Source organism: Rossellomorea sp. KS-H15a, from assembly GCF_024195245.1.
Taxonomy (GTDB): domain Bacteria; phylum Bacillota; class Bacilli; order Bacillales; family Bacillaceae_B; genus Rossellomorea; species Rossellomorea vietnamensis.
Window position 1 is genome coordinate 3931512 of record NZ_CP096886.1, and the last position, 22044, is coordinate 3953555.

27 protein-coding genes and 2 riboswitches are annotated in these 22044 nt (G+C 44.2%); of the genes, 4 read left to right on the plus strand and 23 right to left on the minus strand.

All coding sequences use genetic code 11. The features are described 5' to 3' along the window. Window positions 1-172: 172 nt before the first annotated feature. The 9 genes from M1J35_RS20195 to M1J35_RS20230 form a co-directional block, all read right to left on the minus strand. Window positions 173-1495: a TrkH family potassium uptake protein gene (locus M1J35_RS20195; protein WP_254652133.1), complete on the minus strand. Its 1323-nt coding sequence runs from the start codon at window positions 1493-1495 to the stop codon at window positions 173-175. Between the two features lies 1 nt (window position 1496). Continuing rightward, window positions 1497-2153 carry a potassium channel family protein gene (locus M1J35_RS20200; RefSeq protein WP_254652134.1) on the minus strand — a complete coding sequence of 219 codons (657 nt, stop codon included), beginning with the start codon at window positions 2151-2153 and terminating at the stop codon, window positions 1497-1499. A 95-nt stretch (window positions 2154-2248) separates the two neighbouring features. Next, window positions 2249-2665, minus strand: a complete 417-nt coding sequence (locus M1J35_RS20205; protein ID WP_254652135.1) for a CBS domain-containing protein — start codon at window positions 2663-2665, stop codon at window positions 2249-2251. 12 nt (window positions 2666-2677) lie between these two features. After that, window positions 2678-3829: a KdpD-like non-kinase potassium sensor gene (gene kdpDN / locus M1J35_RS20210; protein WP_254652136.1), complete on the minus strand. Its 1152-nt coding sequence runs from the start codon at window positions 3827-3829 to the stop codon at window positions 2678-2680. Window positions 3830-3901: 72 nt separating this feature from the next. Beyond that, on the minus strand, window positions 3902-4477 hold the full coding sequence (kdpC, locus tag M1J35_RS20215; RefSeq protein ID WP_254652137.1) for a potassium-transporting ATPase subunit KdpC: 576 nt from the start codon (window positions 4475-4477) through the stop codon (window positions 3902-3904). A gap of 24 nt (window positions 4478-4501) precedes the next feature. Then, the gene (gene kdpB, locus M1J35_RS20220) at window positions 4502-6517 is read right to left on the minus strand and encodes a potassium-transporting ATPase subunit KdpB (RefSeq protein WP_254653813.1); all 2016 of its coding nucleotides are present in this window, start codon (window positions 6515-6517) and stop codon (window positions 4502-4504) included. Window positions 6518-6646: 129 nt separating this feature from the next. Beyond that, window positions 6647-8278, minus strand: coding sequence for a potassium-transporting ATPase subunit KdpA (gene kdpA / locus M1J35_RS20225; protein ID WP_254653814.1), 1632 nt, complete (start codon window positions 8276-8278; stop codon window positions 6647-6649). A 61-nt stretch (window positions 8279-8339) separates the two neighbouring features. After that, window positions 8340-8417 (minus strand): potassium-transporting ATPase subunit F, encoded by a 78-nt coding sequence (locus tag M1J35_RS22870; protein ID WP_371928767.1) that lies wholly within the window; start codon window positions 8415-8417, stop codon window positions 8340-8342. 122 nt (window positions 8418-8539) lie between these two features. After that, window positions 8540-8950 (minus strand): hypothetical protein, encoded by a 411-nt coding sequence (locus M1J35_RS20230; RefSeq protein WP_254652138.1) that lies wholly within the window; start codon window positions 8948-8950, stop codon window positions 8540-8542. A 412-nt stretch (window positions 8951-9362) separates the two neighbouring features. Further along, window positions 9363-9504: riboswitch (cyclic di-AMP (ydaO/yuaA leader) on the minus strand. Window positions 9505-9745: 241 nt separating this feature from the next. Here M1J35_RS20230 and M1J35_RS20235 point away from each other — a divergent pair. Beyond that, entirely contained in the window at window positions 9746-10114 is a 369-nt protein-coding gene (locus tag M1J35_RS20235) for a Na-translocating system protein MpsC family protein (RefSeq protein WP_254652139.1), read from the plus strand. Between the two features lie 51 nt (window positions 10115-10165). Further along, a riboswitch (cyclic di-AMP (ydaO/yuaA leader) is annotated at window positions 10166-10305 on the plus strand. Window positions 10306-10600: 295 nt separating this feature from the next. Here M1J35_RS20235 and M1J35_RS20240 read toward each other — a convergent pair. The 13 genes from M1J35_RS20240 to M1J35_RS20300 form a co-directional block, all read right to left on the minus strand. Further along, window positions 10601-11680 (minus strand): DUF3626 domain-containing protein, encoded by a 1080-nt coding sequence (locus M1J35_RS20240; protein ID WP_254652140.1) that lies wholly within the window; start codon window positions 11678-11680, stop codon window positions 10601-10603. A gap of 36 nt (window positions 11681-11716) precedes the next feature. Continuing rightward, window positions 11717-12064 carry a VOC family protein gene (locus tag M1J35_RS20245; protein ID WP_254652141.1) on the minus strand — a complete coding sequence of 116 codons (348 nt, stop codon included), beginning with the start codon at window positions 12062-12064 and terminating at the stop codon, window positions 11717-11719. Window positions 12065-12093: 29 nt separating this feature from the next. Next, on the minus strand, window positions 12094-12645 hold the full coding sequence (locus M1J35_RS20250; protein ID WP_254652142.1) for a dihydrofolate reductase family protein: 552 nt from the start codon (window positions 12643-12645) through the stop codon (window positions 12094-12096). 36 nt (window positions 12646-12681) lie between these two features. Next, window positions 12682-13029, minus strand: coding sequence for a YciI family protein (locus M1J35_RS20255; protein ID WP_224522215.1), 348 nt, complete (start codon window positions 13027-13029; stop codon window positions 12682-12684). Between the two features lie 27 nt (window positions 13030-13056). Further along, on the minus strand, window positions 13057-13524 hold the full coding sequence (locus tag M1J35_RS20260) for a DUF3291 domain-containing protein (protein WP_254652143.1): 468 nt from the start codon (window positions 13522-13524) through the stop codon (window positions 13057-13059). A gap of 204 nt (window positions 13525-13728) precedes the next feature. Further along, a complete protein-coding gene (locus M1J35_RS20265; RefSeq protein ID WP_254652144.1) occupies window positions 13729-14478 on the minus strand; it encodes an ABC transporter permease in 750 nt (249 codons plus the stop codon). Further along, window positions 14468-15241, minus strand: a complete 774-nt coding sequence (locus M1J35_RS20270; RefSeq protein ID WP_254652145.1) for an ABC transporter ATP-binding protein — start codon at window positions 15239-15241, stop codon at window positions 14468-14470. Before M1J35_RS20270 ends, M1J35_RS20265 begins: the two co-directional genes overlap by 11 nt. Before the next feature lie 138 nt (window positions 15242-15379). Beyond that, window positions 15380-15724: a DUF1048 domain-containing protein gene (locus M1J35_RS20275; RefSeq protein WP_254652146.1), complete on the minus strand. Its 345-nt coding sequence runs from the start codon at window positions 15722-15724 to the stop codon at window positions 15380-15382. A gap of 1 nt (window position 15725) precedes the next feature. After that, on the minus strand, window positions 15726-16064 hold the full coding sequence (locus M1J35_RS20280) for a PadR family transcriptional regulator (protein WP_224522210.1): 339 nt from the start codon (window positions 16062-16064) through the stop codon (window positions 15726-15728). Window positions 16065-16202: 138 nt separating this feature from the next. Continuing rightward, complete coding sequence (locus M1J35_RS20285) at window positions 16203-16631, minus strand: SMI1/KNR4 family protein (RefSeq protein ID WP_254652147.1); 429 nt, start codon at window positions 16629-16631, stop codon at window positions 16203-16205. A 22-nt stretch (window positions 16632-16653) separates the two neighbouring features. Continuing rightward, a complete protein-coding gene (locus M1J35_RS20290) occupies window positions 16654-17157 on the minus strand; it encodes a hypothetical protein (protein ID WP_254652148.1) in 504 nt (167 codons plus the stop codon). Between the two features lie 43 nt (window positions 17158-17200). Beyond that, entirely contained in the window at window positions 17201-17866 is a 666-nt protein-coding gene (locus M1J35_RS20295) for a Type 1 glutamine amidotransferase-like domain-containing protein (protein WP_254652149.1), read from the minus strand. Between the two features lie 156 nt (window positions 17867-18022). Further along, window positions 18023-18490, minus strand: coding sequence for an NUDIX hydrolase (locus M1J35_RS20300; protein WP_254653815.1), 468 nt, complete (start codon window positions 18488-18490; stop codon window positions 18023-18025). A gap of 231 nt (window positions 18491-18721) precedes the next feature. Here M1J35_RS20300 and M1J35_RS20305 point away from each other — a divergent pair, with 231 nt between their 5' ends. Then, on the plus strand, window positions 18722-19066 hold the full coding sequence (locus M1J35_RS20305; RefSeq protein WP_254652150.1) for a PadR family transcriptional regulator: 345 nt from the start codon (window positions 18722-18724) through the stop codon (window positions 19064-19066). Then, window positions 19057-20310, plus strand: a complete 1254-nt coding sequence (locus M1J35_RS20310; protein ID WP_254652151.1) for an FtsW/RodA/SpoVE family cell cycle protein — start codon at window positions 19057-19059, stop codon at window positions 20308-20310. Before M1J35_RS20305 ends, M1J35_RS20310 begins: the two co-directional genes overlap by 10 nt. 162 nt (window positions 20311-20472) lie before the next feature. Here M1J35_RS20310 and M1J35_RS20315 read toward each other — a convergent pair whose 3' ends face one another. Then, window positions 20473-21438, minus strand: coding sequence for a quinone oxidoreductase family protein (locus tag M1J35_RS20315; protein WP_254652152.1), 966 nt, complete (start codon window positions 21436-21438; stop codon window positions 20473-20475). A gap of 159 nt (window positions 21439-21597) precedes the next feature. On the opposite strand from M1J35_RS20315, the gene M1J35_RS20320 reads away from it, so the two are divergent. Beyond that, window positions 21598-22029: a MarR family winged helix-turn-helix transcriptional regulator gene (locus tag M1J35_RS20320; protein WP_254652153.1), complete on the plus strand. Its 432-nt coding sequence runs from the start codon at window positions 21598-21600 to the stop codon at window positions 22027-22029. The last annotated feature ends 15 nt before the right edge of the window (window positions 22030-22044 follow it).

Genomic DNA, 22044 nt, shown 5'->3' on the forward strand with positions numbered 1-22044 from the left:
TCAGTGACTATCTTTAATAGAAGCGGAATCGTTTGTATACCACCGCTTCTCGCTTCATGTTCATCTTATCTGCCAGATCAAAAGACACAACTAGCTTCTCTCTCTAGTTGTGTCTTTTGATGCCTACTGGTCAAGACCCCTTCACTCTGTGTTTTTCCCACAATAGTTAAACTTACCCAGTAAGAATATCCTCTTTTGGATAACGGATTTTATCCTTGGTCGTCTTCGCCAAAGAGAAGGCCAATGTCAATGGACCAAGCTTCCCTGTAAACATGATGAATATAATGACTATTTTACCTATCCATGACAATGAACCTGTCAATCCCATGGAAAGCCCAACCGTCCCAAAAGCTGATACCACTTCAAATATGATTTGGAGGATGGGTGAACCATGCTCGCTGATGGTCAAGATAAATATCCCGGTAAATACTAATAATATACTAATCATCGAGATGGCCAATGCCTTAAAGATGAATGCTCGATCTATCGTTCTGCGGAAGACTCTGATTTCACTTCGATCATTTAAGAACGAAACAACCGACAGAAGAATGACGATGAAAGTCGTCAGCTTAATCCCTCCACCTGTTGAGGCACTGCCTGCTCCGATGAACATCAGGAATATAATAAGGAGGATGGTCGAAGGTTCCATACTTCCTATATCCAATGTATTGAATCCGGCGGTCCTTGGGGTTACCGCCTGGAAATAAGAACCCAGCAGTTTATCCTCCAACGGCATACCACCGATTGTTTTTGGATTACTGTATTCCAATACAAACACAGCCAACATGGCTGCTATGTTTAGAATCAGGGTGCCTATGAGCATTAATTTCGTATGAAGGGAAAATGTACGGATGGTTTTTGAATACCAAAGGTCTGTCAGAACCGTAAATCCAATTCCACCAATAATAAATAGACCTGTAATAACAAGATTTACGATAGGACTACCCACGTATCTCATTAAGCTGTCTGGCCATATCGAGAAGCCGGCGTTATTGAAGGCAGAAATAGAATGAAATAATGAATAATAGAGGCCTTTCCCCCATCCATATTCAGGGATCCATTTTGCTGCGAGTAATGCAAGTGCAATCCCTTCCACTATGAAAGAAAAGAAAAATAAGTGCTTAACAAGTCGAATGACTCCACCCACCGAGGTTTGATTAAGTGCTTGTTGAATCAAGAGACGTTCTTTGAAGCCGATTTTCTTTCCCAGCATTAGATAGATTAATACAGCAAATGACATGATACCTAGTCCACCGATCTGGATGAGGCACATTATGACCACTTCGCCGAATAAAGTATAGGCAGTCCCTGTATCAACGACGATTAATCCTGTTACAGTCATCGCAGATGTGGCTGTAAAAAGGGCATCCAGCCATGAGAGAGAAATGGTAGAGGCAAATGGAAGCTTTAATAGTAATGTTCCCAGGATGATAAAGAATAAAAATACTAAAACAAGTAACTGTGGAGGCGTGACGTTTACCCTTCTTCTTATCATCTTACACCCCTTCTTTCTCAAACCGGTGTAAGTCTCGTTTATGACCAATCACGATCAGCATATCCCTGTCCTGGACCAATTCATCTGCAGGAGGTGAAACCAGAATTTCTCCATTTCGTTGAATGGCTATGATATTGCATCCATACCTTGCCCGAATATCCAAGTCAACCAATGTTTTCCCTGCTACTTTCTTTGTTGCCACGACCTCTATGATGCTATGTTCGTTTGAAAGTTCGATATAATCGATGATTTTTTCCGATGTTACATGATGGGCGATTCTTTTAGCCATATCTCTTTCGGGGTGAATAACCTTGTCAGCACCAATCTTATCCAATACCTTTTGATGGTACACATTCGATGCCTTAACCCACACTTCTTTGACACCCAGCTCTTTTAACTGGAGTGTTGTAAGGATGCTTGCCTCAATGTTCTCCCCGAAAGAAACAATGACGTGATCAAAATTCCTTAATCCCAGCTGCCTTAGAACGGATTCTTCCATCGCATTTGCCTGGACGGCATGAGTGGCGATGGAGGAGAATCTTTCAATCACTTCTTCACTACGATCGATTGCGAGGACTTCCACCCCCAATTCAGACAGTTCCATCACCAAATTCCCTCCAAAGCGGCCTAAACCGATAACAGCAAATTGCTTCTTCATACTCTTCCCCCCTGTTGTACGGAGTCACAGGTATTTTGCCCAAATAGACGAATATGTTACTAGCTGAATTCGGTTCGTTAGAAAAAAAGTGTTCTTTACATCGATTCCCCATTTATCATCTCTCCGAAACAATAAGCAATGATTTCCCTTCTTCTGATGATTCCTATGAAATGATCTTGATCGTCGACAACCGGGACAAAATTCTGTTCCAAAGACTTAGAAATGATATCTTCCATTTCCGCATCGATGTGAATCGGTTTATTCTGTCTGTTCAATGGGATGTCAGCGACCATCACATTGCTTGTATTTTGGAATGTCAGTCCCGGTGTGTTTTTTATTTTCCAGAGCAGGTCCCCTTCTGTAAGAGTACCAGCATACACTCCATTTTTATCGACCAATGGTACAGACGTGTACCGGTGATATTCCATCTTTTCCAGCGCCTGCCTCATCGTCGATTCGTACTTAATATAAGCTACGTCCCGCTTGGGGACTAAGAAAAACGCGATGTTCAAGTTCTTTCCTCCTTATGATCTTCCATCTGCCACGATGTGTATATCAATATTGGTCGTCTCCCTCATGATCATATTGACAATCGAACCTTTCCATATTTCCTCCCACCTGGTTCTTGCTGACTGCCCCAGCAGGATTTGAGTCACATTATATTTTTGGGCGACTTCGATGATGACAGAAGCAGGTTTTCTCTTTCCTTGTTCTTCAAACAATAAAGTCGCATTAAACTGTTCGGCAAGCCCCTTCCACTCTTTCATCTTTGGTTCGTTAACCTGATGGGCATGTGAAACTTTATTCGCTACAATGTTCAAAATATACAATTCTGCCTTCAGCCGGTGTGCCATTCTCCAGCCCCTTCTGATGAGCTTTTCTGATGTGGGACCGTAATGGATGCATACCAGGATTTTCTCATTAACCCCGATTGGACCATTCTTAAGATCACCGCTTATTTGTTCAATTCTTTCGTCCACATCATTGGCAACCTCCCTTAAAGCCAGTTCACGGAGTGCTGATAAATTGGCCGTGGTAAAAAAATGGGTCAGACTTTGTTGGATTTTCACGGGAGCATAAATTTTTCCTTCCTTCAGCCGCTTTCTTAACGCTTCAGGAGTCACATCAATCAATTGGATTTCATGTGCTTTTTGTACAAACGTATCCGGTACCCTTTCCCTTACTTTCACTCCTGTAATCTGTTGGACGATATCATTGACACTTTCCAGGTGCTGGATGTTGACGGCTGACAGGACATCAATCCCGGCATCAAGGATCAACATTACATCTTCATATCTCTTCGTATGAACGGAAGCGGAAATATTCGTATGGGCAAGTTCGTCGATAATGACGAGATCCGGTTGTCTTTTGATGATTCCTTCTACATTCAGTTCATAGAATTTCTTCCCTTTGTACTCCATGACCATTAATGGTACCTGCTCAAGATCTTTCAGTTGAGCTTCCGTTTCAGCCCGTCCGTGTGTTTCAATTAATCCGATGACCACATCTTTTCCTTCTTTTTTTAAGTCTGCAGCGTCCTGGAGCATCTTATATGATTTTCCCACTCCCGGAGCAGCGCCGACATATAATTTCAGTTTGCCCCTTGCTGATTCTGTGATGTCATGGAGAATTTCTTCAGGGGTCTTTCTCCTGAAATATGGGTGATTTTTTTCCACTCTTGTTCACCTCCGAGCAGCACACATCAACTTGATACCCCGACCAACGAGTTGGTCAGGGTTCTGTTTCACTTATAATAACTTCTGTAAATCCAGATTAAGCAAAAGGACATTGACTCGTTCTTCTCCGAAAATCCCCCATTCCTTCCCTTGGGTATTGTCTTCTATCAATTTCTCCAACTTCTCTTTGGATACGCCGGTGAGCTCTGAAATTCTGTTCACCTGCGCCATGGCAGCCTGAACGGAGATATGTGGATCAAGACCTGAACCTGAGTCTGTCACAAGATCGACCGGAACCTCACTGATCGGTGTATCCGGGTTGGCTTTTTTCCACACTTCCAATGATTCCTCTGTACGGTTGATCATATCCTCATTGGACGGGGCATAGTTATTCGATCCCGAACCAGAAGCATCATATTCAATGGCGGATACCCTTCCATGAAATAGGGTGGGATCACTCACGCTCTGCCCGATCAATTTCGAGCCCACCACTTCATTTTCTTCATTATAAACCAAGCTTCCATCCGCCTTGTCCGGCATGATTGCCTGTGCGATTCCGGTTGACGCTAGTGGATACACTAAACCTGCAAGCACCATGATGGTGAAGCTGGACCGGATAATCGGTCCGGCAAATTGACTGTTTTTCATTTTACATCTCCCTTTCTATCCTCTTTATACGAATAATGAAATCGCCATATCAATCAATTTAATTCCTATGAATGGCACCAATACACCGCCAAGACCATAAATCGTTAAGTTGCGTCTCAATAATGAGTTGGAACTCATCGGTTTGTATGCGACTCCCTTCATGGCAAGCGGAATCAATAAAGGAATGATCACGGCATTAAAGATGAGTGCCGACAGGATGGCCGATATGGGTGTAGACAGACCCATGATATTCAAGGCTGTCATCTCCGGAATCGCAAGCATGAACATGGCAGGAATGATCGCAAAGTATTTCGCAATGTCGTTGGCAATACTGAATGTGGTTAGCGCTCCCCTGGTCATGAGTAATTGCTTTCCTATTGAAACCACTTCAATGATCTTTGTCGGATTCGAGTCTAAATCCACCATATTCGCCGCTTCTTTTGCCGCTGTCGTCCCGCTGTTCATGGCAAGCCCCACGTCTGCCTGGGCGAGTGCAGGCGCATCATTCGTCCCATCACCTGTCATCGCCACCAATTTCCCTTGGGACTGTTCATATTTGATCACTTCAATTTTGTCCTCTGGTTTACATTCCGCTATGAATTCATCCACCCCTGCTTCACGTGCAATCGTGGCAGCCGTTAGAGGATTGTCACCTGTAGCCATGATCGTCTTGATCCCCATCTGTCGTAACTTTTCAAATCGTTCCTTCATCCCCGGTTTCACAGTGTCTTTCAGGTAGATTAACCCAAAGATTTGTCCCTCTACCGCTACAGCCAATGGGGTACCGCCTTCTTTCGCAATTTCATTCGCTTCCTCGTCAAGATCGGCGGGGATTGTGCCGCCTTTAGCTTTCACCCACGTCTTGACTGAATCAACGGCCCCTTTACGCACCTGTCTGCCATCTTTTAAATCCACCCCGCTCATTCTTGTCTCAGCTTTAAATTCTATGAATTGTCCTCCTGTTGCAAGGGAAGCATCAAGCTTGGTTCCCTTCTCTTTCAACAGTTCTATGATGGAACGTCCTTCAGGTGTTTCATCCTGTAACGAACTGATCCCCGTCCAGTGGAAAAGCTCTTCCTTCGATGCATCTCCCACCGCTATGAAATCACTGGCCAGCCGGTTACCGAATGTAATGGTACCTGTCTTATCCAGAATGATCGTATTGATATCCCCTGCCGCTTCCACTGCCTTACCGGACATGGCGAGTACATTATATTGAGTCACACGGTCCATCCCCGCAATCCCGATGGCTGATAACAATCCACCGATGGTCGTCGGGATCAGGCAGACGAGGAGTGAGATCAATACAGGGATTTCAATGGAGAATCCCAGATAGTTCGTAAAGAATGGAAGAGTGACCACCACAATCATGAAAATCAGCGTCAGGCTTGTTAATACCGTATTCAATGCGATTTCGTTCGGGGTCTTCTGACGCTCTGCCCCTTCCACCAATGAAATCATGCGGTCTAAGAATGATTCACCAGGGTTGCTGGTGATCCGGACTTTAATCTGATCACTGACGACTCTCGTTCCTCCGGTGACAGAATTGAAATCGCCACCGGCTTCTTTGATGACCGGAGCTGATTCACCCGTGATCGCGGATTCATCCACCGAGGCGAGACCTTCTATCACTTCCCCGTCACCTGGGATCATCTCACCTTGTGAAACGACAACCACGTCCCCTTTCTTGAGCGAAGTTGAGGCCACTTTTTCCGTTTTTCCATTTCCCCGAAGCAGGTTGGCGGACATCTCCTGTTTGGACTTTTTCAATGAATCGGCCTGTGCTTTCCCGCGGCCTTCTGCCAATGCTTCGGCGAAATTGGCAAAGAGCAGTGTAAATAATAGAATCAGGCTGACTGTCACATTGAACCAGGGTGCTACATCACTGGGTCCAAATGCATCAGGTGCCATACACAATATGAATGTAATGATGAATCCAATCTCCACTACAAACATGATTGGATTTTTTATCATGATTCTTGGATCAAGCTTAACGAAAGAATCCTTCAAGGCCTGCTTGACCATTCCTTTATTCTTCATGTCATTTCCATCCTTCTGTTCTTTTGGATTGGGCTGCTCGGGGGAAAGACGGTTTCGTTCTTTCCCTCTAAATTCAGCGACCTTATTTGTCTCTTTCAATAATGGATTTGCCACTTCTTCCACTCCCATCTACAATGTCAGATATTCTGCTACCGGCCCCAATACAAGTGTCGGGAAAAACGTTAACGCCCCGACGACAAAGAATGTTCCAATCAGGATCACTCCGAATAGGGACGTATCTGTTCGGAACGTTCCAATCGTCTCGGGAACCATTCTTTTGGATGCGAGGGATCCTGCAACAGCGAGCATCGTCACCAGACCGAAGAATCTTCCAATATACATCACGACGCCTGTCGAGATGTTCCAGAATGGAGTGGCATCCCCAAGTCCTTCAAATCCCGATCCATTGTTGGCAGCGGATGACGTATATTCATAAACGACTTGGGATATCCCATGAAATCCACTGTTCGAAATGGCTTCCACCCCAAGAGGAGTATACAGCGCAAGGGCAGATGCCCCCAGTATCAACAGGGGATGCATAAGCATCGTTATGGCAATCAGCTTCATTTCCCTGCCTTCGATTTTTTTGCCCAGAAATTCTGGAGTGCGTCCAACCATCAACCCTGAAAGGAACACAGCGATCATGGCGTACATGAGCACATTGATGAAGCCTGCGCCAACCCCTCCGAAAACGGTGTTAAGCAGCATATTCGTCAGTGCCAGCATTCCGCCGATCGGGGTTAACGTATCATGCATCGTATTGACGGCACCTGTTTCCGTCGCCGTCGTGACCATGGCATAGAATATAGATTGACCGGTACCGAACCGTACTTCCTTCCCTTCCATACTTCCTTGATCGGTCTGGATACCCATGGCATTCAGTGCCGGGTTTCCTTGCGTTTCATAAAACAGAGCAGTAGAAAGGAATACAATGAAAACGATTACCATCGATACAAACAGGACACGTCCTTGCTTTGGATTCCCGACCATCTTTCCATACGTAAAAGGGAGTGCGGATGGAAGCAGGAACATTAGCAGAATCTGAATGAAATTACTGATGGCGTTCGGATTCTCAAATGGATGGGCCGAATTGACACCAAAGAATCCTCCCCCGTTATTCCCGAGTTCTTTAATGGACAGGAACGTTCCGACAGGACCACGGGCGATCTCCTGGGTACCACCTTCAACCGTATTCACTGTAACCGATGGCTCAAGCGTCTGTGGAACTCCGAGAGCTATGAAAATAAAGCCCGTAATAAAGGCGATCGGTAAAAGGACGCGGGTAATGGACCTGAATAAATCGACAAAGAAGTTACCGATTTCAGCTCCAGATAGTCCCCTGACAAAGGCGATGGCTACTGCCAGTGCCGTTCCCGGGGCAGCGAACATCATGAACAGAATCCCGATCATCTGTCCGAGATAGGAAAGACCTGATTCCCCGCTGTAATGCTGTAAATTCGTATTGGTCATAAAGCTGATCGCTGTATTAAAGGCAAGAGTAGGGTCCATCCCCGGATTGCCACTCGGGTTCAGGGGAAGGATCCCCTGCAGCCTGAAGACCAGATACACAAGGAAAATCATGAAACCATTCGTGAAGACAAGGGCCAATGCGTATTGCTTCCACGTCTGGTTCACTTTTTTTATTCCACTGACTTTAAAGAGTAGTTGTTCGAATGGTCCAAAAACTTTATCTAAAGGCGTTTGATTATAATCGAACGCCTTTGCCAAATAGACCCCTGCAGGCTTTGCAATCAGAATCATTGCCGTTAATATAATGATGATCGATAGGATGGTCGTAATCACCTGTGATACCTCCAACTAATTAGAATTTTTCTGGATGAAACAATACATAAAATAAATACAGTGTCACGATGGCCGTAATCCCAAGTAACAGCATCATGAGTCCTTACCTCCCTGCTCGACAACAGTGGAAGACCAATTAATAAGTCCCGACATAAGTGCCGGAAGGATGATGAATAGCGAGATCATTATAATATCCAACATGCGTAAAACCTCCTGACATTATTTGAAGAAACACGAAACATTCCGGCTCTTTGTATACACCACATATCTTGCTCCGATGGATTGATACAGGCGTACCGGATACCCTGGTGTCATCGTGACGACAATGATCGGGGCGGACGTACTGTTTTGAATGAACCGCATCATCGGTAACGTATCGAAAAAGTCATTCTCAAATACGATAACCTTATGGAAGTGTTGGCGGTGATCAAGGAATTCTTCATTCACCACCAAACCCATGACATGTTGGAACCCACGCCCTTTCAGAATCTCAACAACTTGTGGAATGGGGGAAACAAAACAGCAATCAAGTGAAAGATCTAAGCAGTCCTCTATTTCCTGCAGCATTTCATATGTCGGAATACAAACAAGCGTCGTGTCCTTTGGCCGTTCCTGCGTACACACATACATCCTCCTTTTGTTCTGCATCATCACACCTCTACCATTTCATCCTGCAGAAAGTCATACCCTCGAAAAAACATGGGCCTTTTCTTCCAACAGATCCCCTCATCAGGAAGAAAAATCCGTCTTCAGAAACAAAAATAGACCAACGTACACTTCTCCCCCAGACGATTGACAAAAGCAAAGAACAATCAGCATCCTGTATAGATGCGATCTTCTATCATCTCTTGTTCATCTGGAGAAAAAGTACACATTGGTCTACTTAATGCCTAGCAGGCTCCTTTAAGCCTTCTATGCATTCTGTCTTCCATGTTCACTTTTTCGAAAATAGGCATTATAAAAAGACCTACTTGATCATCAGGCTGCCCTTTTTGCCATTATAAAACAACAAAAAAAGCCCCCTGAAAAAGGTGGTCTTTATGACCTCCTTCGCTTTAGCCGACGAAGTTAGCTGACGGGTAGGATGGCGAAAGAGTGTAATCTCATCCCTTCTACACTTGTAGAATTAACCCCACTTGATTGGGTCCTCCGTTCTCGTTTCCGAGACTAGGCCGATATATTGAGTTGTGCTTTACAAGGACTATATTACTCCCGGCTTATGAAATTTGTAAACGGATAAAAAGTGCCGAATCCTGCTAAATTGGATTGTTTTTCTAACAAAAACCATCGTTCTCTTAAAATTCCTAATTGAATCGTACTTTTTCTCTTAGTCTATTTAACTCAAAATTAAAGATTGACAACTTTTAACACACCTGAGTAAGATAGTCCATGAATTGTTACTTTAGTCATTAGGGGGAAGAAAATATGAAAACGACTAAACGCCGATTAGAGGCTGAATTGAGTGAAGCATTTATAAAGATGCAGAGGGAACTGATCGGCCGCGGTCCACAGGAAACACGCACATACATCCTGGAGGACATGGTCATCGCACGATTCAAGGGTGTGTTAACGGTAGAAGAAAAACACCTTGTCGAACACGATAAAGGCAGGGTGCTCGTGAAGCAGATGAGACAGGTACTGCGGGAAATGTATAGCCAGAACATTGAAGAAATGGTTGAACAGCATACCGGATGCAAAGTACTCTCGAGCCATAGCGACATCAGTACAAAAACGGGAGAGCGCATGGAAGTGTTCGTGCTTGATAAGAACCTGGAAAAGCAGTTGGAAAACTAACCAAAATTGTATAATTATCCATTTACTAACGATGATTGTATTCATCGCATCTGAACTAATTCGCTGAATCCGACAGGAGCGGAGAAACCAAAGGAATGGATGAGACTATTCATGGGGTGAAGTCATGTGACCGGGAGACTTATACCTTCCGAACCCGTCAGCTAACTTCGTAAGCGTTGTAAAAGAGAGGAGATTAACAAGCTTTTATCAATTAACCAAATGCAAGCCCTGAATCTTTGTGTGAAGGACTCAAAGATTCAGGGCTTTTACTAACGATTATGATATACTGCGGCTCTGTATCTGTTTTATTTACATGATACACTCCAATGAAAAGATAGAAATGCTTTTTCTACGGTTGGAGTTTTATCATGTTTGATACAAGACTGCTTGGCATGATGAAACGAGTATTCATTTGATAGAACACAGATTACTATAATACTTAAAGCTACTGTTGCCACAGATGTTTTTTTCACCTCAACACCGCCTTCATACATTCCCTACCGGTTCTCCATACTTAACGAGAACATGCCACAACAGCTTCAATTCCTGCAGCACAGCTTCATTAGCACCCCGATCACTCCAGGAATCAGGATCTTGTCTCAAACTCATGACGGCTGATCCGATTGTGCGGGCATCAATCCTATCTTTATAAGCGATTCGCTTGGCCAGGGACGGCATGGATGGTCCCCTGAAATCAGAAAAGACATCCTTTACATCAAGGACAAAACCCATATGCCATTTAAGATTGATGGAATACTTGGAACACATTTGCTCCAGGGTTTCACCAACAGTCGTGTCCTTATAGGACGGATCGGCAACCAACACTTCCACATCTTCTTTCAGGGAAATGGGACCATGAATCTGTGATTCTATGTAATGGTTCAAATTTCGATTCGCCAAGCTTTCTTTCCTGCCATGTTCAAGATGATGCAGTACATGTTGCATAAACCTCGTCGGTGTCAAATCCTTCTCTCCAAGTGCAAAATCCCTTAAAAACATTTCTTCCAAAAGCGCGGCCAGGATCATATCAAATTCTTGATACGTCCCCTTCTCAAATGGGTTTTGATGCGAGTCCAGATATGTAAAGGTCGCTCGTGATGAAACGTTAGGGGATAACAAAAAGTAGCATGAGCCGAACCGCGGAGAAGGCCCATCCGGATGCAGCATCAGATTCAATGCCCCGTACTTTGGCCGTTCGCTCATCAATGTACCGTCCGATTGGTAAGCCCCTCCAAACATACTCTCCTCCCACCTATCCCGGTCACCACCTGAATGAGGGGAGACCTTCCCATTCGATATGAATGTTTCAAACTGACTCTTATATTCCCCTTGTTCGAGCAGGGACTGGGCAACGTTCTTCATAGTGGAAGCCGGTCGATCCGGATGGAAGTGCAAACCGATCTGTGCGTGAGTTTTAATATGATTCACTGCCTGTTCAAACACCTCACCTGAAATATTGGACATGTTCAGGACATGATCAATGGTAGCCTTCGCATCCGCTTTATGCTTCAGTGCATAGGCAGTAAAATAATCGATTGCCTGACGCTGTGACGGTGTTAACCCCATAAAGATCCGACCCTCCTTCCCGTATGATTTCAACCATTATTTCTCCCATAGCTCAATCAGTCTGCCTTCAGGATCTTTAATCCAAATAAACTGACCGAATTCACTCACTTCTTTTTCCTTTGCAAGGGATACACCCACCCGTTCAAGATGTTCCATCATTTCGTTAAGATCATGTACTTGAAAATTCAACATCACCTGCTGTTCTGTCGGGAAATAGGGGTCATCTTCTTTAAAGAAAGAAAAGATCGTTTCATTTTCTGGATCGGGTTTAATCATGGTTCCGTTCCAATCCCCCATTTCAATCTTCAACACTTCACTGTACCATTTCTTTAAAGCATCCATGTTTTTTGTTCTCCAGAAAATTCCTCCAAAGCCTTTGATCATGATAGGTTCTCTCCCTTTCTTCTTTTCATTTATGAATACATAAACGTATATTCCGATCTAATGACGCCGCTTGCATATGGTTTTACGTCCAACAGCTTTAGGTTTACTCTAAGTTCTTCGCTTCCGAATAACGGAGTGCCCTTCCCGACTAGGATAGGGTTAACCTTTAGAATCAATCGGTCTAAGAGCTGATGTTTAAGTAGCGTCCCAGCCAACTCCCCGCCTCCGCAGAGCCAGATTCTGCCCTTTTCTTGTTGCTTAAGTTTCTGAATAAATGAGACTGCGTCTTCCTTTATGAGTTCTACTTCTTCGTTAGAGTCAAATTGAAGGGACTTGGAAAATATGTAATGCTTGATTCCCTTATAGCCGGGTTCACCAGGCTTAGCCCCCAGCAGGAATCCGAACTCATAGGTTTTCCTGCCCATTAATACGGCATCATAACCTTTTATGTCTTCTAAGAATTCTGGTACATGATCACCATCAAATAGAAAGAGAGAACGTTCGATATCCCCGTCTATCAATGCTTGATCCGCGATAAAATGGTCCAGGGAAACGGCAACGTGATAGATCAATTCACACACTTTTCTTCCTCCTGTCATGTATCGTTTACTTAGAACTTAGAACACCTGACGCAATTCCACCCTGCCTTCCCCATGCCCTTGTGGATCGGGTACGCGCATGGCCCACTCGATCGCTTCTTCCCTCGACTTCACATCGATCAGGAAGAAACCTGCCACTAATTCATCGACTATAAAAGGGCCCTCCGTTACCACCGGCTTTCCTCCTGGTTCCGGGTACGAGATGCGAATACCGTCCGAGCTCGGATGAAGTCCCTTTGCCATCACCCGCACACCTGCTTCCTCTAAATCCTCATTGTACTTCTTCATCGCCTCCATGAGCTCGGGACTCGGAAGGTTACCCGCTTCCGAATTTTCCGAGGCTTTGACGATCATCATAAAAAGCATAGAATGAACCTCCTTCACTACCTCAGATTATGACTTAAGAATGGACGGCTTACCACTCTCATCAAATGCTTGCTTTAAGTCAAACGCATAAGGAGTAGCTTTATGTTCAAGATAATATTCGTACCTTTTGAACGCTTCCTCCCATGAAACATCCTTCACCTTCTCTGTCCACCAGATGACATAGGAAGAATGATTCCCATCATGGGACTCCATCCAATTGTTTCTGTTCCGCAGTGCCTGACTGTGCTTCCCGCCATAAGTAAAACGGTACAACGATTGAAGGCTTTTCCATATGGTTAATGTCAGGACCGGGTATCCACCTGCATTGGCCTCTTCAGGAATCGTGATACCCTCTGAAGAAAACTCCTCAAGGAGATGTCCCGAGGCATAAGCCTGACGCATGACTTTATATCCCATGTCATAAAATCCCCGGGAAGACGGGTGATCATAAGGATTACGCAACCGGCCAATCGTGTAAATTGAAATGAATGCCATACACAGCCCTCCCATTACAATCTTAATAAAAGACCGAGATCTAAGCCTACTTCATACTAAAGGTATTCCATCTTTATCGTGCATCTTCCTCTATTATGCAAAAAAAAGAAGACACAAAAGGACGATTGGTTACTAAGCCGTCATCCCCAATCCTTTCGTGTCCATCTGATATATTCTTACATTTACAATGCATGAACCTTCCCTTTATCCAAGCTGCCTTTTAAATATCCTGCCTGCAATAATATATGAAATGACCATGATACCTACACACCAGGCAAGGGATATCCAAATCTCGCTGCCAACCGTTCCATCATAAAATAGGGCACGGATCGCATTCACGATGGAAGTCACAGGCTGGTTCTCTGCAAACACCCGAACAACGGTTGGCATCGTTTCCGTGGGAACAAAGGCCGAGCTGATAAACGGCAGGAAGATCAATGGGTATGAGTATGCCGTCGCCCCTTCCATCGAGTCTGCCGTCAATCCCGGAATAACCGCAAGCCACGTCAGAGCGAGCGTAAACAGTACAAGTACCCCGATAACCGCCAGCCATTCCAACACATCAGCACCAGTACGAAAGCCCATCAGCAGTGCAACAAGAATGACCACCATAACGGCAAGCAAATTGGATACAAGGGAAGTCAACACGTGTGCCCATAAAATCGATGTGCGTTTAATCGGCATCGTACTAAAACGCGACATCAGCCCGCTCTTTGCATCCATAAAGAGCCGATGCGATGTATAAGCGACACCTGACGCAATCGTAATCAGCAGAATTCCGGGTAACAAGTAATTCACATAGCTGTCCGTCCCTGTCTCAATGGCACCGCCAAATACATAAACAAACAATAGTAGCATCATGACCGGAGTAACGGCAACCGTGATGATCGTGTCAGGACTCCTTAATATACCGCGCATCAAACGTCCAAATAATACCCCTGTGTTACTGTTCATTTTCATTTCCCCCTTTTTTGCCAATGATCGAGAGGAAAATTTCCTCCAGCGTCGGCTGCTTCTCGATATACTCCACTTTCGCAGGTGGGAACATTTCCTTCAGTTCAGCAAGAGTACCTGTCGTAATGATTTCCCCTCCATGGAGGATGGCGATGCGGTCCGCCAGCTGTTCCGCTTCCTCAAGATATTGAGTCGTCAGTAAGATGGACGTTCCACCACCCGCAAGCTCCTTGACGGTGTCCCAGACTTCCATCCGGGCTTCCGGGTCCAGCCCTGTCGTCGGCTCATCGAGAAAGATGACAGGCGGCGCCCCGATCAGGCTCATGGCGATGTCGAGCCTGCGCTTCATCCCCCCGGAATACGTATCCGCACGTCTGTCCGCCGCGTCCGTCAGACTAAATCGCGTTAAGAGATCACCTGCGATTCGAGACGGATTGGACACTCCCCGTAATTTCGCCATCATGATCAGATTTTCCCTTCCTGTCTGGATACCATCCAGGGCAGCAAACTGTCCAGTCAAACTGATACTCCGACGAACCTGATCAGGCTGATGCTGCACATCAAAGCTATAAACACTCCCACTGCCACCATCCGCCTTCAACAGCGTCGAAAGAATATGGACGATCGTTGTCTTACCCGCCCCATTTGAACCAAGAAGCGCAAATATCTCCCCGCGCTTCACCTCAAAATCCACACCCTTTAAGACTTCCTTGTCTTTGAACGACTTTTTCAACCCTTTTACTGAAATCGCTGCATGACTCATCTGTTTTCCTCCTTATATTTTAAACACTACTTAGTGTTACAGGTAATCAGTATCACTTACTACTATGGTAAAAAAAACAACTGAATAGTCTTGGTTCTGCATTTTCACCCGCCATTCAGTCGGTAAAACCGATTGGATTCACTTCTTTCCACGACCGATCGAATCGTTCAACTTCACCCGGTACTTGTCACTCCACGTTTCCGAGTCTTTCACCAGTTCATCACAAAATCCGGCTACGTCTTCCCCGGTGAGGTCAGTAACTTCCTTGCCTTCCGCTGCCCCTTCTTCGAACAGATCCAGAATGCCATTAAAGATTCGGCTCGTGTCTTTCCAGTCGGTAAGACCGCCGGCTGTCCACATATATTTTTGAATCGCCTTGTAGGCATTGAGGTATTCACTTGGCAATGTCTTCGCACGGGCTTCCATCGCTCTCCATTCACGCTTGTCGGCCATACTTCCAGTAATCTTTTCAATAAATTTCATCTTAACCTCTCCTTATGATTTCTTTTGTTTTGAGTTCGTTCATCTTGCTTGAAAGGAAATCCCATTTTCCCCAGAATATCTCGAGCTTCTCCTGACCCGCTTCATTCAAGGTGTAAAATTTTCTTGGCGGCCCTACTGTGCTTTTCTTCTTTTCAATATTTACTAGGTTATTTTTTTCAAGGCGCATGGTAATGGTGTACACAGTGCCTTCCACCACATCCGTGAACCCCAGTTCTCTCAGCTGCTGCGTGATCTCGTACCCATACGTTTCGCCACGGCTGATGATCTCAAGGACACAGCCCTCCAGGACCCCTTTCAGCATTTCTGTTAAGTTTTCCAAACATTCACCCCCTATATTTCAGTTTCGTACTCAGTAATACTAACTACCACTATATAGTATGACGAAGTAGTGGTTTTGTCAACCCAATTTATAAAAGCTGAAGGTTGTTTTTTCATCTTCAGCTTTTGCCGTAGTTATTTAAACATTCAATTCTCCTGTAATCCATCCTTCAATAAACTCGTCTAGAGACGTTGACACTATTCGTTGACTCCGATCTTCGTGATTCCATATGTAAATATTCTCAGAATGTATTCTGCCCTTTACAATCGAATAACCAAATAAATCACCATTTCCTGCATCGGAGAAAAATAACCAAGAGTACATATCATCACTAGATGCATGAACGGTCCTATAACATATATTTTCCCTAACCACCTGTTCTGTTGACCAAATATATGATATCCCATAGTTCCCAAAGACTCCATTGGTCTCGTTGTATAATTGGGCAAGTCTCTTCGGCAGTTCAAGCTTTAAGGTTTCTTTGATTGTCGAGATCTCAGGTTCAGTTGCGGGTGCTTTGAACTGACATTCTTCCGATAAACTGCCAAGATAATTTCTCCACATCATTGCTTCTTACCACCTGGTTTTTTTATTGAAAAGACTCTGCCATTTGAATCAACTGTGTTTTACTTATTTCTTCTGGGGTTACTTTAGGATAATAAATAATTTCATAATATATTTCGTCTTTCCAGGTAAGAATTCTTCTGCCAGAGTCATTCGGGATGAATTCTCCATAAGTGTCATGTCCGATTTTCACCCTTTCGATGTTATCTGCTTCATACTCTGGTTTGGAGGAAGAAATTCCGATATCCATCATATTTATATCAGCGTTTAATAAAGACATTTCCGCTTCCTGTTGCTCTAGTCCAACTGAAAAATTATTCACTTTCATTTCCGCAAATGGAACCTTTGTGGGTATCTTGAATTCAAATGACATCTGGCTTGCCTTTGGAATGTAATGTAGATCGTACATCCTGCCACGAAGCTCGGACCAGACAAGTATAATCGAAATTATTGAAACCAATGCCAATAATATGGCAGTGAATATTATTTTCCGTTTCGTTACATTCAGTAATCCTATCCTGTTAATCATCGACCCACCTATCATATTTATTTTATTAAAGAGGTATCAACCCTTATGAAAATAGTCTCCAATTCCCCTCCGAAACCACTTCTACTTCACCATCAATCACTTTGATGGCTGTCTGATCATCAATGGCATACGACGGTCCCTTTATTCCTCTTGCCCATTTCTCTGCATCACCCATCGTATTTTCAGGCAGCATCTCGTGGTCCAGATGCGGGAAAATCGAAAAATCAACCATTCCAAGGGCGGTATCACCGCCGTTCGGAGGATTCCAGCCAACAAAGTCTTCTCCTATGTTAGGCGCCATCACCATACTTCCTGCACTCATTCCCACATAGACGGCGTCAAGCGACGACAAAAGATCTGCAAGTCCGGACTGTTTCATCCAATGAGCCAAGTAAAGAGCGTCTCCGCCAGATACAAGAAAGACGTCTGTTTCTTTTACAAGGGGTTCCCATCGGTCTCGATTGATGCTTGGCAGCGCTGTGAGCTCCAGCACGCCGACAGACTTCCATCCGAGCTCCACCATGGGATTCTCGGAATTCCCGCTGATGAACTCCCATGTCCTGACGCCGGGACCGACCCAGGGGTGTCCGTACATGGCGGTGGGGATGCACAGGGCCGTGCAATCGGCAATCGGTTTGTCGAGCATGGCAACCAGGGCTTCGTGTATGCTTTTGTTATTGACGCCTGCTGATGTAAGCAGTAATTTCATGTTTTTCATCTCCTTTGTATGATCAAAACGGATTTTCACTTTTGCACTAAATCTTACCAGAGCTACTTGTACCATAAGGAATTCAACTAAAACGGCCATTTATCCTCCCTGGATAAACCATGTGCTATTGCTCCGTTCCCCTATATCTGCCATCATTTATACACCTTTTCTATAATGTTTGGACAAAAATTCACCCACTATCTCTTTATGGCTTCTAACCATATTGGTTGGCAGTTCATCAGGATAAAAGAACTCACACGTAATCGATTCAGATGGATCGATGTTCAATTCCCCTTCATACCCCTCCGAATAATAGGCGACCGTTACGACGTAAAACTCATCACCATTTTCGGCCTTTACATAGTGTTCGGGTCCTGAATACACATTGATTAAATGAAGTTCATTGACTCTCAACCCCGTTTCCTCATATATTTCCCTTCTCGCAACCTCTTCAGTGGATTCCCCAAGTTCCATCAGTCCGCCCGCAATCCCCCAAACACCCTTTGGAAACGTTCGCTGTTGAAGGAGTAACCGTCCCATATCATCCACTATAACCGTAACAGCTCCTACAAAAAGTAATGGCCTGTGACCCACGATTTCCCTCAGTTCTTCTATGTATCCCATCATCTAAACCCCATTTCATGTTATTTTAACTTGATGTCGCATTTCAAACCTGACCTTTAACTTAGTACCAATTATTTCAAATGACGGAGATTTGGGCAAGACTCTTCATGATGTAAAAGAATGGCTTCACTCTGTACCCAAAACCAATATTGACAGTTGCCATTATGGCGTATACAATACACATATAAATACTATGCATAGATTTACTATGTATGAGAAGGGAGCCTATCTATGAAAGTAAGTAAAGAACTGCTGAAAGGGAGCACCACTACCCTAATATTAAGCTTGCTGGATGCCAAACCGATGTATGGCTATGAAATTATTAAAGAGCTGGAATTAAAATCTGACGGGATTTTCAACTTGAAAGAAGGGACCATCTATCCCATCCTGCACACGCTGGAGGATAAAGGCTTCATTTTGTCTTACTGGGAGGAAGGGTCTGGAAAAAGAAAAAGAAAATACTACAAGTTAAATGACTCCGGAAGAGAATTTATTCAGGAAAAGAAAAAAGAGTGGTCCACTTTTAAACAAGCTGTGGACCAAGTCCTAAATGGAGAGAAACGCGCATGGGAATAGAAAAAAAGGTTGAATTATATATTGAAAGAATCTGTAAGCGGGTCAGAAACAAAGATGTTCATGCTCAAATAGCGCTTGAAATTCAAGATCATCTCCTTTCATTGAAAGAGGAAGGCATGAGCAGGGGACTCTCTGAGGAAGAGGCAATCGACTATGCGCTAACTCATTTGGGAGACGCAGAGGCGTTGGGAGACCAGTTAAACAAGACCCATAAAGCTCCGCTGGATGTCAAAACCATTCTTCCAGTACTGGCCGCTTCCCTGTTCGGTTTGGTGGTCATGTATTATTTGCAATTCCATTCCACTATTTCAGCCCTTAATGAAATGAGTGTTTTCAATAAAAGTCTTGTTTTTTATATAATCGGTCTTCTAATCATGTTGACTTTATATACCTTCGATTATCGGAAACTATTAACCTACTCGAAGTACGTTTACGTGGGGACGGTCCTTCTTCTACTTTTGACCGTTATAACTGGCGATAGAGTGGATGGTGTGCCATTTTTAAATTTAGGTATTGCCCATGTGAATGTAACGGAAGTGGCTCCCTTTCTTTTGATCATTTCCTTTGCAGGTATCTTTCATTCATGGAAGTGGAGGAGTACACGATCGTTATGGTTTGGGGTAGGAATGATTTCAATCCCCATCGCTTTATTGTCGACGACTGGTGCCTTAGCCACTACCTTCATCAGCATTCTGGTCTGTACTGCCATCATGCATGCTTCGGGTGCCGGCCTTAAACAAGTGATAACATTTGCAGCCGTCTCCACTATATGGCCAGTGGTACATTTGATCAGTCATGCCCAAACACATACGATGGTCAGTCCATATGCCGACCTACCATTTAAGCAAGCAGATCTAATAGGGAGTACAATCCAGACCGCTCCAAGTTTAATGTCCGAAGTTCATACAGATTTCATCCTGGCGTATACCATCTACTCATTTGGCTGGTTGGCCGCCATCGCGGTCTCCGGGACGATTGTCTATTTTATTTACAGAGCCTTTACCATATCAAGTAGCGTGAATAATGCCTTTGGTAAACTGCTTGTGGTTGGCCTTGCCACTACTTTTACAGCTCAATTTACAGTAAGCATCCTTGCAAATATGGGGTTATCGGCTCTTCCTGGGGTTTCCGTTCCATTTCTCAGCTTTGGCGGCTCCCATATCATCATTGAAATGCTGGCAGTAGGATTGTTATTGAGTATATATAGAACACGAAATACCGTTGATCTGGTTGTGGCAAATTAATAAATTCACAGATAAAAAGGAACAGCTTGAGTTACTGTTCCTTTTTATTGTACATATAACATATTACTCAAAGTATTTTATAAATCACCAAACTGTTCACTTCTAACATTCTTCTAGATCATACTTTTACCACAAGAACTCGATATCTTATTTTAACCATCCTTATGCTTTAATCAATACCTTCCCCTCATACGCACGACTCTCGATCAAATCATGAGCCTGTTTGGCTTCACTTAAATCGAATACCTTGGCAATGGGGAGCGTTACTTTGCCTGCTGCAAATAGCTCAATCACTCTTTCAGCAGCAGGAGCCAACATGTCCGGGCGATGTTTCCTCGTTGTCCCCAGGCTGAACCCTTTTACATTTCGGCAGGAGGAATGTACATCGCTCGTTTTGAAGTGACCCGCACTGCCGCAGCTGTTGCCGAATTGAACGAGGGTTCCGTATAGACCCAGGCAGTCCATACTCGCCATAGTGACTTCTCCAGCCACGGAATCAAAAACGACTTGCGCCCCTCTTCCATTCGTCATTTGAAGCACTTCTTCTGAAAACGTGTCGTATGTACAAACATGGTCTGCCCCCATCCTCTTTACATAGTCTTCCTTGTTCAAGTTGCCTACTGTTGCCATGACTGTCTCAACCCCTGCAAGCTTCGCTAATTGAATGAGCATGGAACCGACACCACCTGCCCCGCTGTGCACAACGATCGTATCACTCTTCTTCACCTGTCCGATATCGTGTAACAGAATGTATGAAAGGATCGACACAGTCGGCATGGCAGCCGCCTGTTCAAAGGAAAGTTCTTTAGGAATTTTAAACGTAAGTTGTTTATGGGCTCTTACATATTCTGCGTATGAACCACCTAACGGAAACGCAATGACCCGGTCGCCGGCGTCAAACCCGGAGAATTCGCCTGCTTCAACGACGGTCCCAGCTGCATCTAGACCAAGTGTGAAAGGAAATCGCCCCTTTCCTTTTTTGCCCTTCCTTGATTTAATATCTGCATAGTTCACACTCGTATATGCCGTTTTAATCAACACTTCATCTTCACTAATAATTGGAGTCTCCATTTCCGCTAATTGAAGGACATGGGAATCCCCAAATTCATGTTGAATCACTGCTTTCATCACAACACCCCTTCTCCACTATCTCCATTTTATTTTAATGTAAAAGTCTGGTATCTGCACAATAGAAAATCTGAAAGGAGCATCATAACTGCCGCTTATATTGACAAGGAGTTCTTCCCTATGTTAATTTGTATGTGCAAATGAAAGGATGTTGACCTTATGAATCAAGAAGAAGATGTTCTGATTCACTGCTTATATTTCACGGCAAGCCGTTTTTCCCGCAGCATCACCAAACTTGCTGAAAAACACCTGGATGCCGGGGGACTTGCTCCATCTTACTTTTATATGATCATGGTTATTCACTTCAAGCCTGGAATTACACAGAAAGAACTATGTCAAAAGCTGGCCATTGCTCCTTCAACCAGTACACGTTTCATTGATAAACTGGAAAAGCGAGACATCGTCGTTCGCAAAATGTCCGGTAAGCAAACCTTCATTTCGTTAACGGAGGAAGGGGAAGAATTGTACCGTGAATTCCGCGTGTCGATCAAAGAAATGTTCCAGGATTATTCCGAGACACTGGGGAAGGATTTCAGCCTGGATTTAAGTCGGATGCTGCATGAAGCAAGTCTAAAGCTTGAAAAAGAGTGAGAATGTTTTACGCTC

Excerpts from the sequence above, each read along its gene's own strand:
- kdpA (WP_254653814.1), bottom strand. The coding sequence starts at position 8,278 with ATGATTCTGATTGCAAAGCCTGCAGGGGTCTATTTGGCAAAGGCGTTC.
- M1J35_RS20300 (WP_254653815.1), bottom strand. The coding sequence starts at position 18,490 with ATGGGATACATAGAAGAACTGAGGGAAATCGTGGGTCACAGGCCATTA.
- M1J35_RS20290 (WP_254652148.1), bottom strand. The coding sequence starts at position 17,157 with ATGATTAACAGGATAGGATTACTGAATGTAACGAAACGGAAAATAATA.
- M1J35_RS20240 (WP_254652140.1), bottom strand. The coding sequence starts at position 11,680 with ATGGGGTTAACACCGTCACAGCGTCAGGCAATCGATTATTTTACTGCC.
- M1J35_RS20310 (WP_254652151.1), top strand. The coding sequence starts at position 19,057 with ATGGGAATAGAAAAAAAGGTTGAATTATATATTGAAAGAATCTGTAAG.
- M1J35_RS20285 (WP_254652147.1), bottom strand. The coding sequence starts at position 16,631 with ATGATGTGGAGAAATTATCTTGGCAGTTTATCGGAAGAATGTCAGTTC.
- M1J35_RS20265 (WP_254652144.1), bottom strand. The coding sequence starts at position 14,478 with ATGAACAGTAACACAGGGGTATTATTTGGACGTTTGATGCGCGGTATA.
- M1J35_RS20320 (WP_254652153.1), top strand. The coding sequence starts at position 21,598 with ATGAATCAAGAAGAAGATGTTCTGATTCACTGCTTATATTTCACGGCA.
- M1J35_RS20260 (WP_254652143.1), bottom strand. The coding sequence starts at position 13,524 with ATGGCATTCATTTCAATTTACACGATTGGCCGGTTGCGTAATCCTTAT.
- M1J35_RS20295 (WP_254652149.1), bottom strand. The coding sequence starts at position 17,866 with ATGAAATTACTGCTTACATCAGCAGGCGTCAATAACAAAAGCATACAC.
- M1J35_RS22870 (WP_371928767.1), bottom strand. The coding sequence starts at position 8,417 with ATGATGCTGTTACTTGGGATTACGGCCATCGTGACACTGTATTTATTT.
- M1J35_RS20235 (WP_254652139.1), top strand. The coding sequence starts at position 9,746 with ATGAAAACGACTAAACGCCGATTAGAGGCTGAATTGAGTGAAGCATTT.
- M1J35_RS20195 (WP_254652133.1), bottom strand. The coding sequence starts at position 1,495 with ATGATAAGAAGAAGGGTAAACGTCACGCCTCCACAGTTACTTGTTTTA.
- kdpC (WP_254652137.1), bottom strand. The coding sequence starts at position 4,477 with ATGAAAAACAGTCAATTTGCCGGACCGATTATCCGGTCCAGCTTCACC.
- M1J35_RS20245 (WP_254652141.1), bottom strand. The coding sequence starts at position 12,064 with ATGATCAAAGGCTTTGGAGGAATTTTCTGGAGAACAAAAAACATGGAT.
- M1J35_RS20305 (WP_254652150.1), top strand. The coding sequence starts at position 18,722 with ATGAAAGTAAGTAAAGAACTGCTGAAAGGGAGCACCACTACCCTAATA.
- M1J35_RS20315 (WP_254652152.1), bottom strand. The coding sequence starts at position 21,438 with ATGAAAGCAGTGATTCAACATGAATTTGGGGATTCCCATGTCCTTCAA.
- M1J35_RS20230 (WP_254652138.1), bottom strand. The coding sequence starts at position 8,950 with ATGTATGTGTGTACGCAGGAACGGCCAAAGGACACGACGCTTGTTTGT.
- M1J35_RS20270 (WP_254652145.1), bottom strand. The coding sequence starts at position 15,241 with ATGAGTCATGCAGCGATTTCAGTAAAAGGGTTGAAAAAGTCGTTCAAA.
- kdpB (WP_254653813.1), bottom strand. The coding sequence starts at position 6,517 with ATGAAGAATAAAGGAATGGTCAAGCAGGCCTTGAAGGATTCTTTCGTT.
- M1J35_RS20200 (WP_254652134.1), bottom strand. The coding sequence starts at position 2,153 with ATGAAGAAGCAATTTGCTGTTATCGGTTTAGGCCGCTTTGGAGGGAAT.
- M1J35_RS20255 (WP_224522215.1), bottom strand. The coding sequence starts at position 13,029 with ATGCTTTTTATGATGATCGTCAAAGCCTCGGAAAATTCGGAAGCGGGT.
- M1J35_RS20275 (WP_254652146.1), bottom strand. The coding sequence starts at position 15,724 with ATGAAATTTATTGAAAAGATTACTGGAAGTATGGCCGACAAGCGTGAA.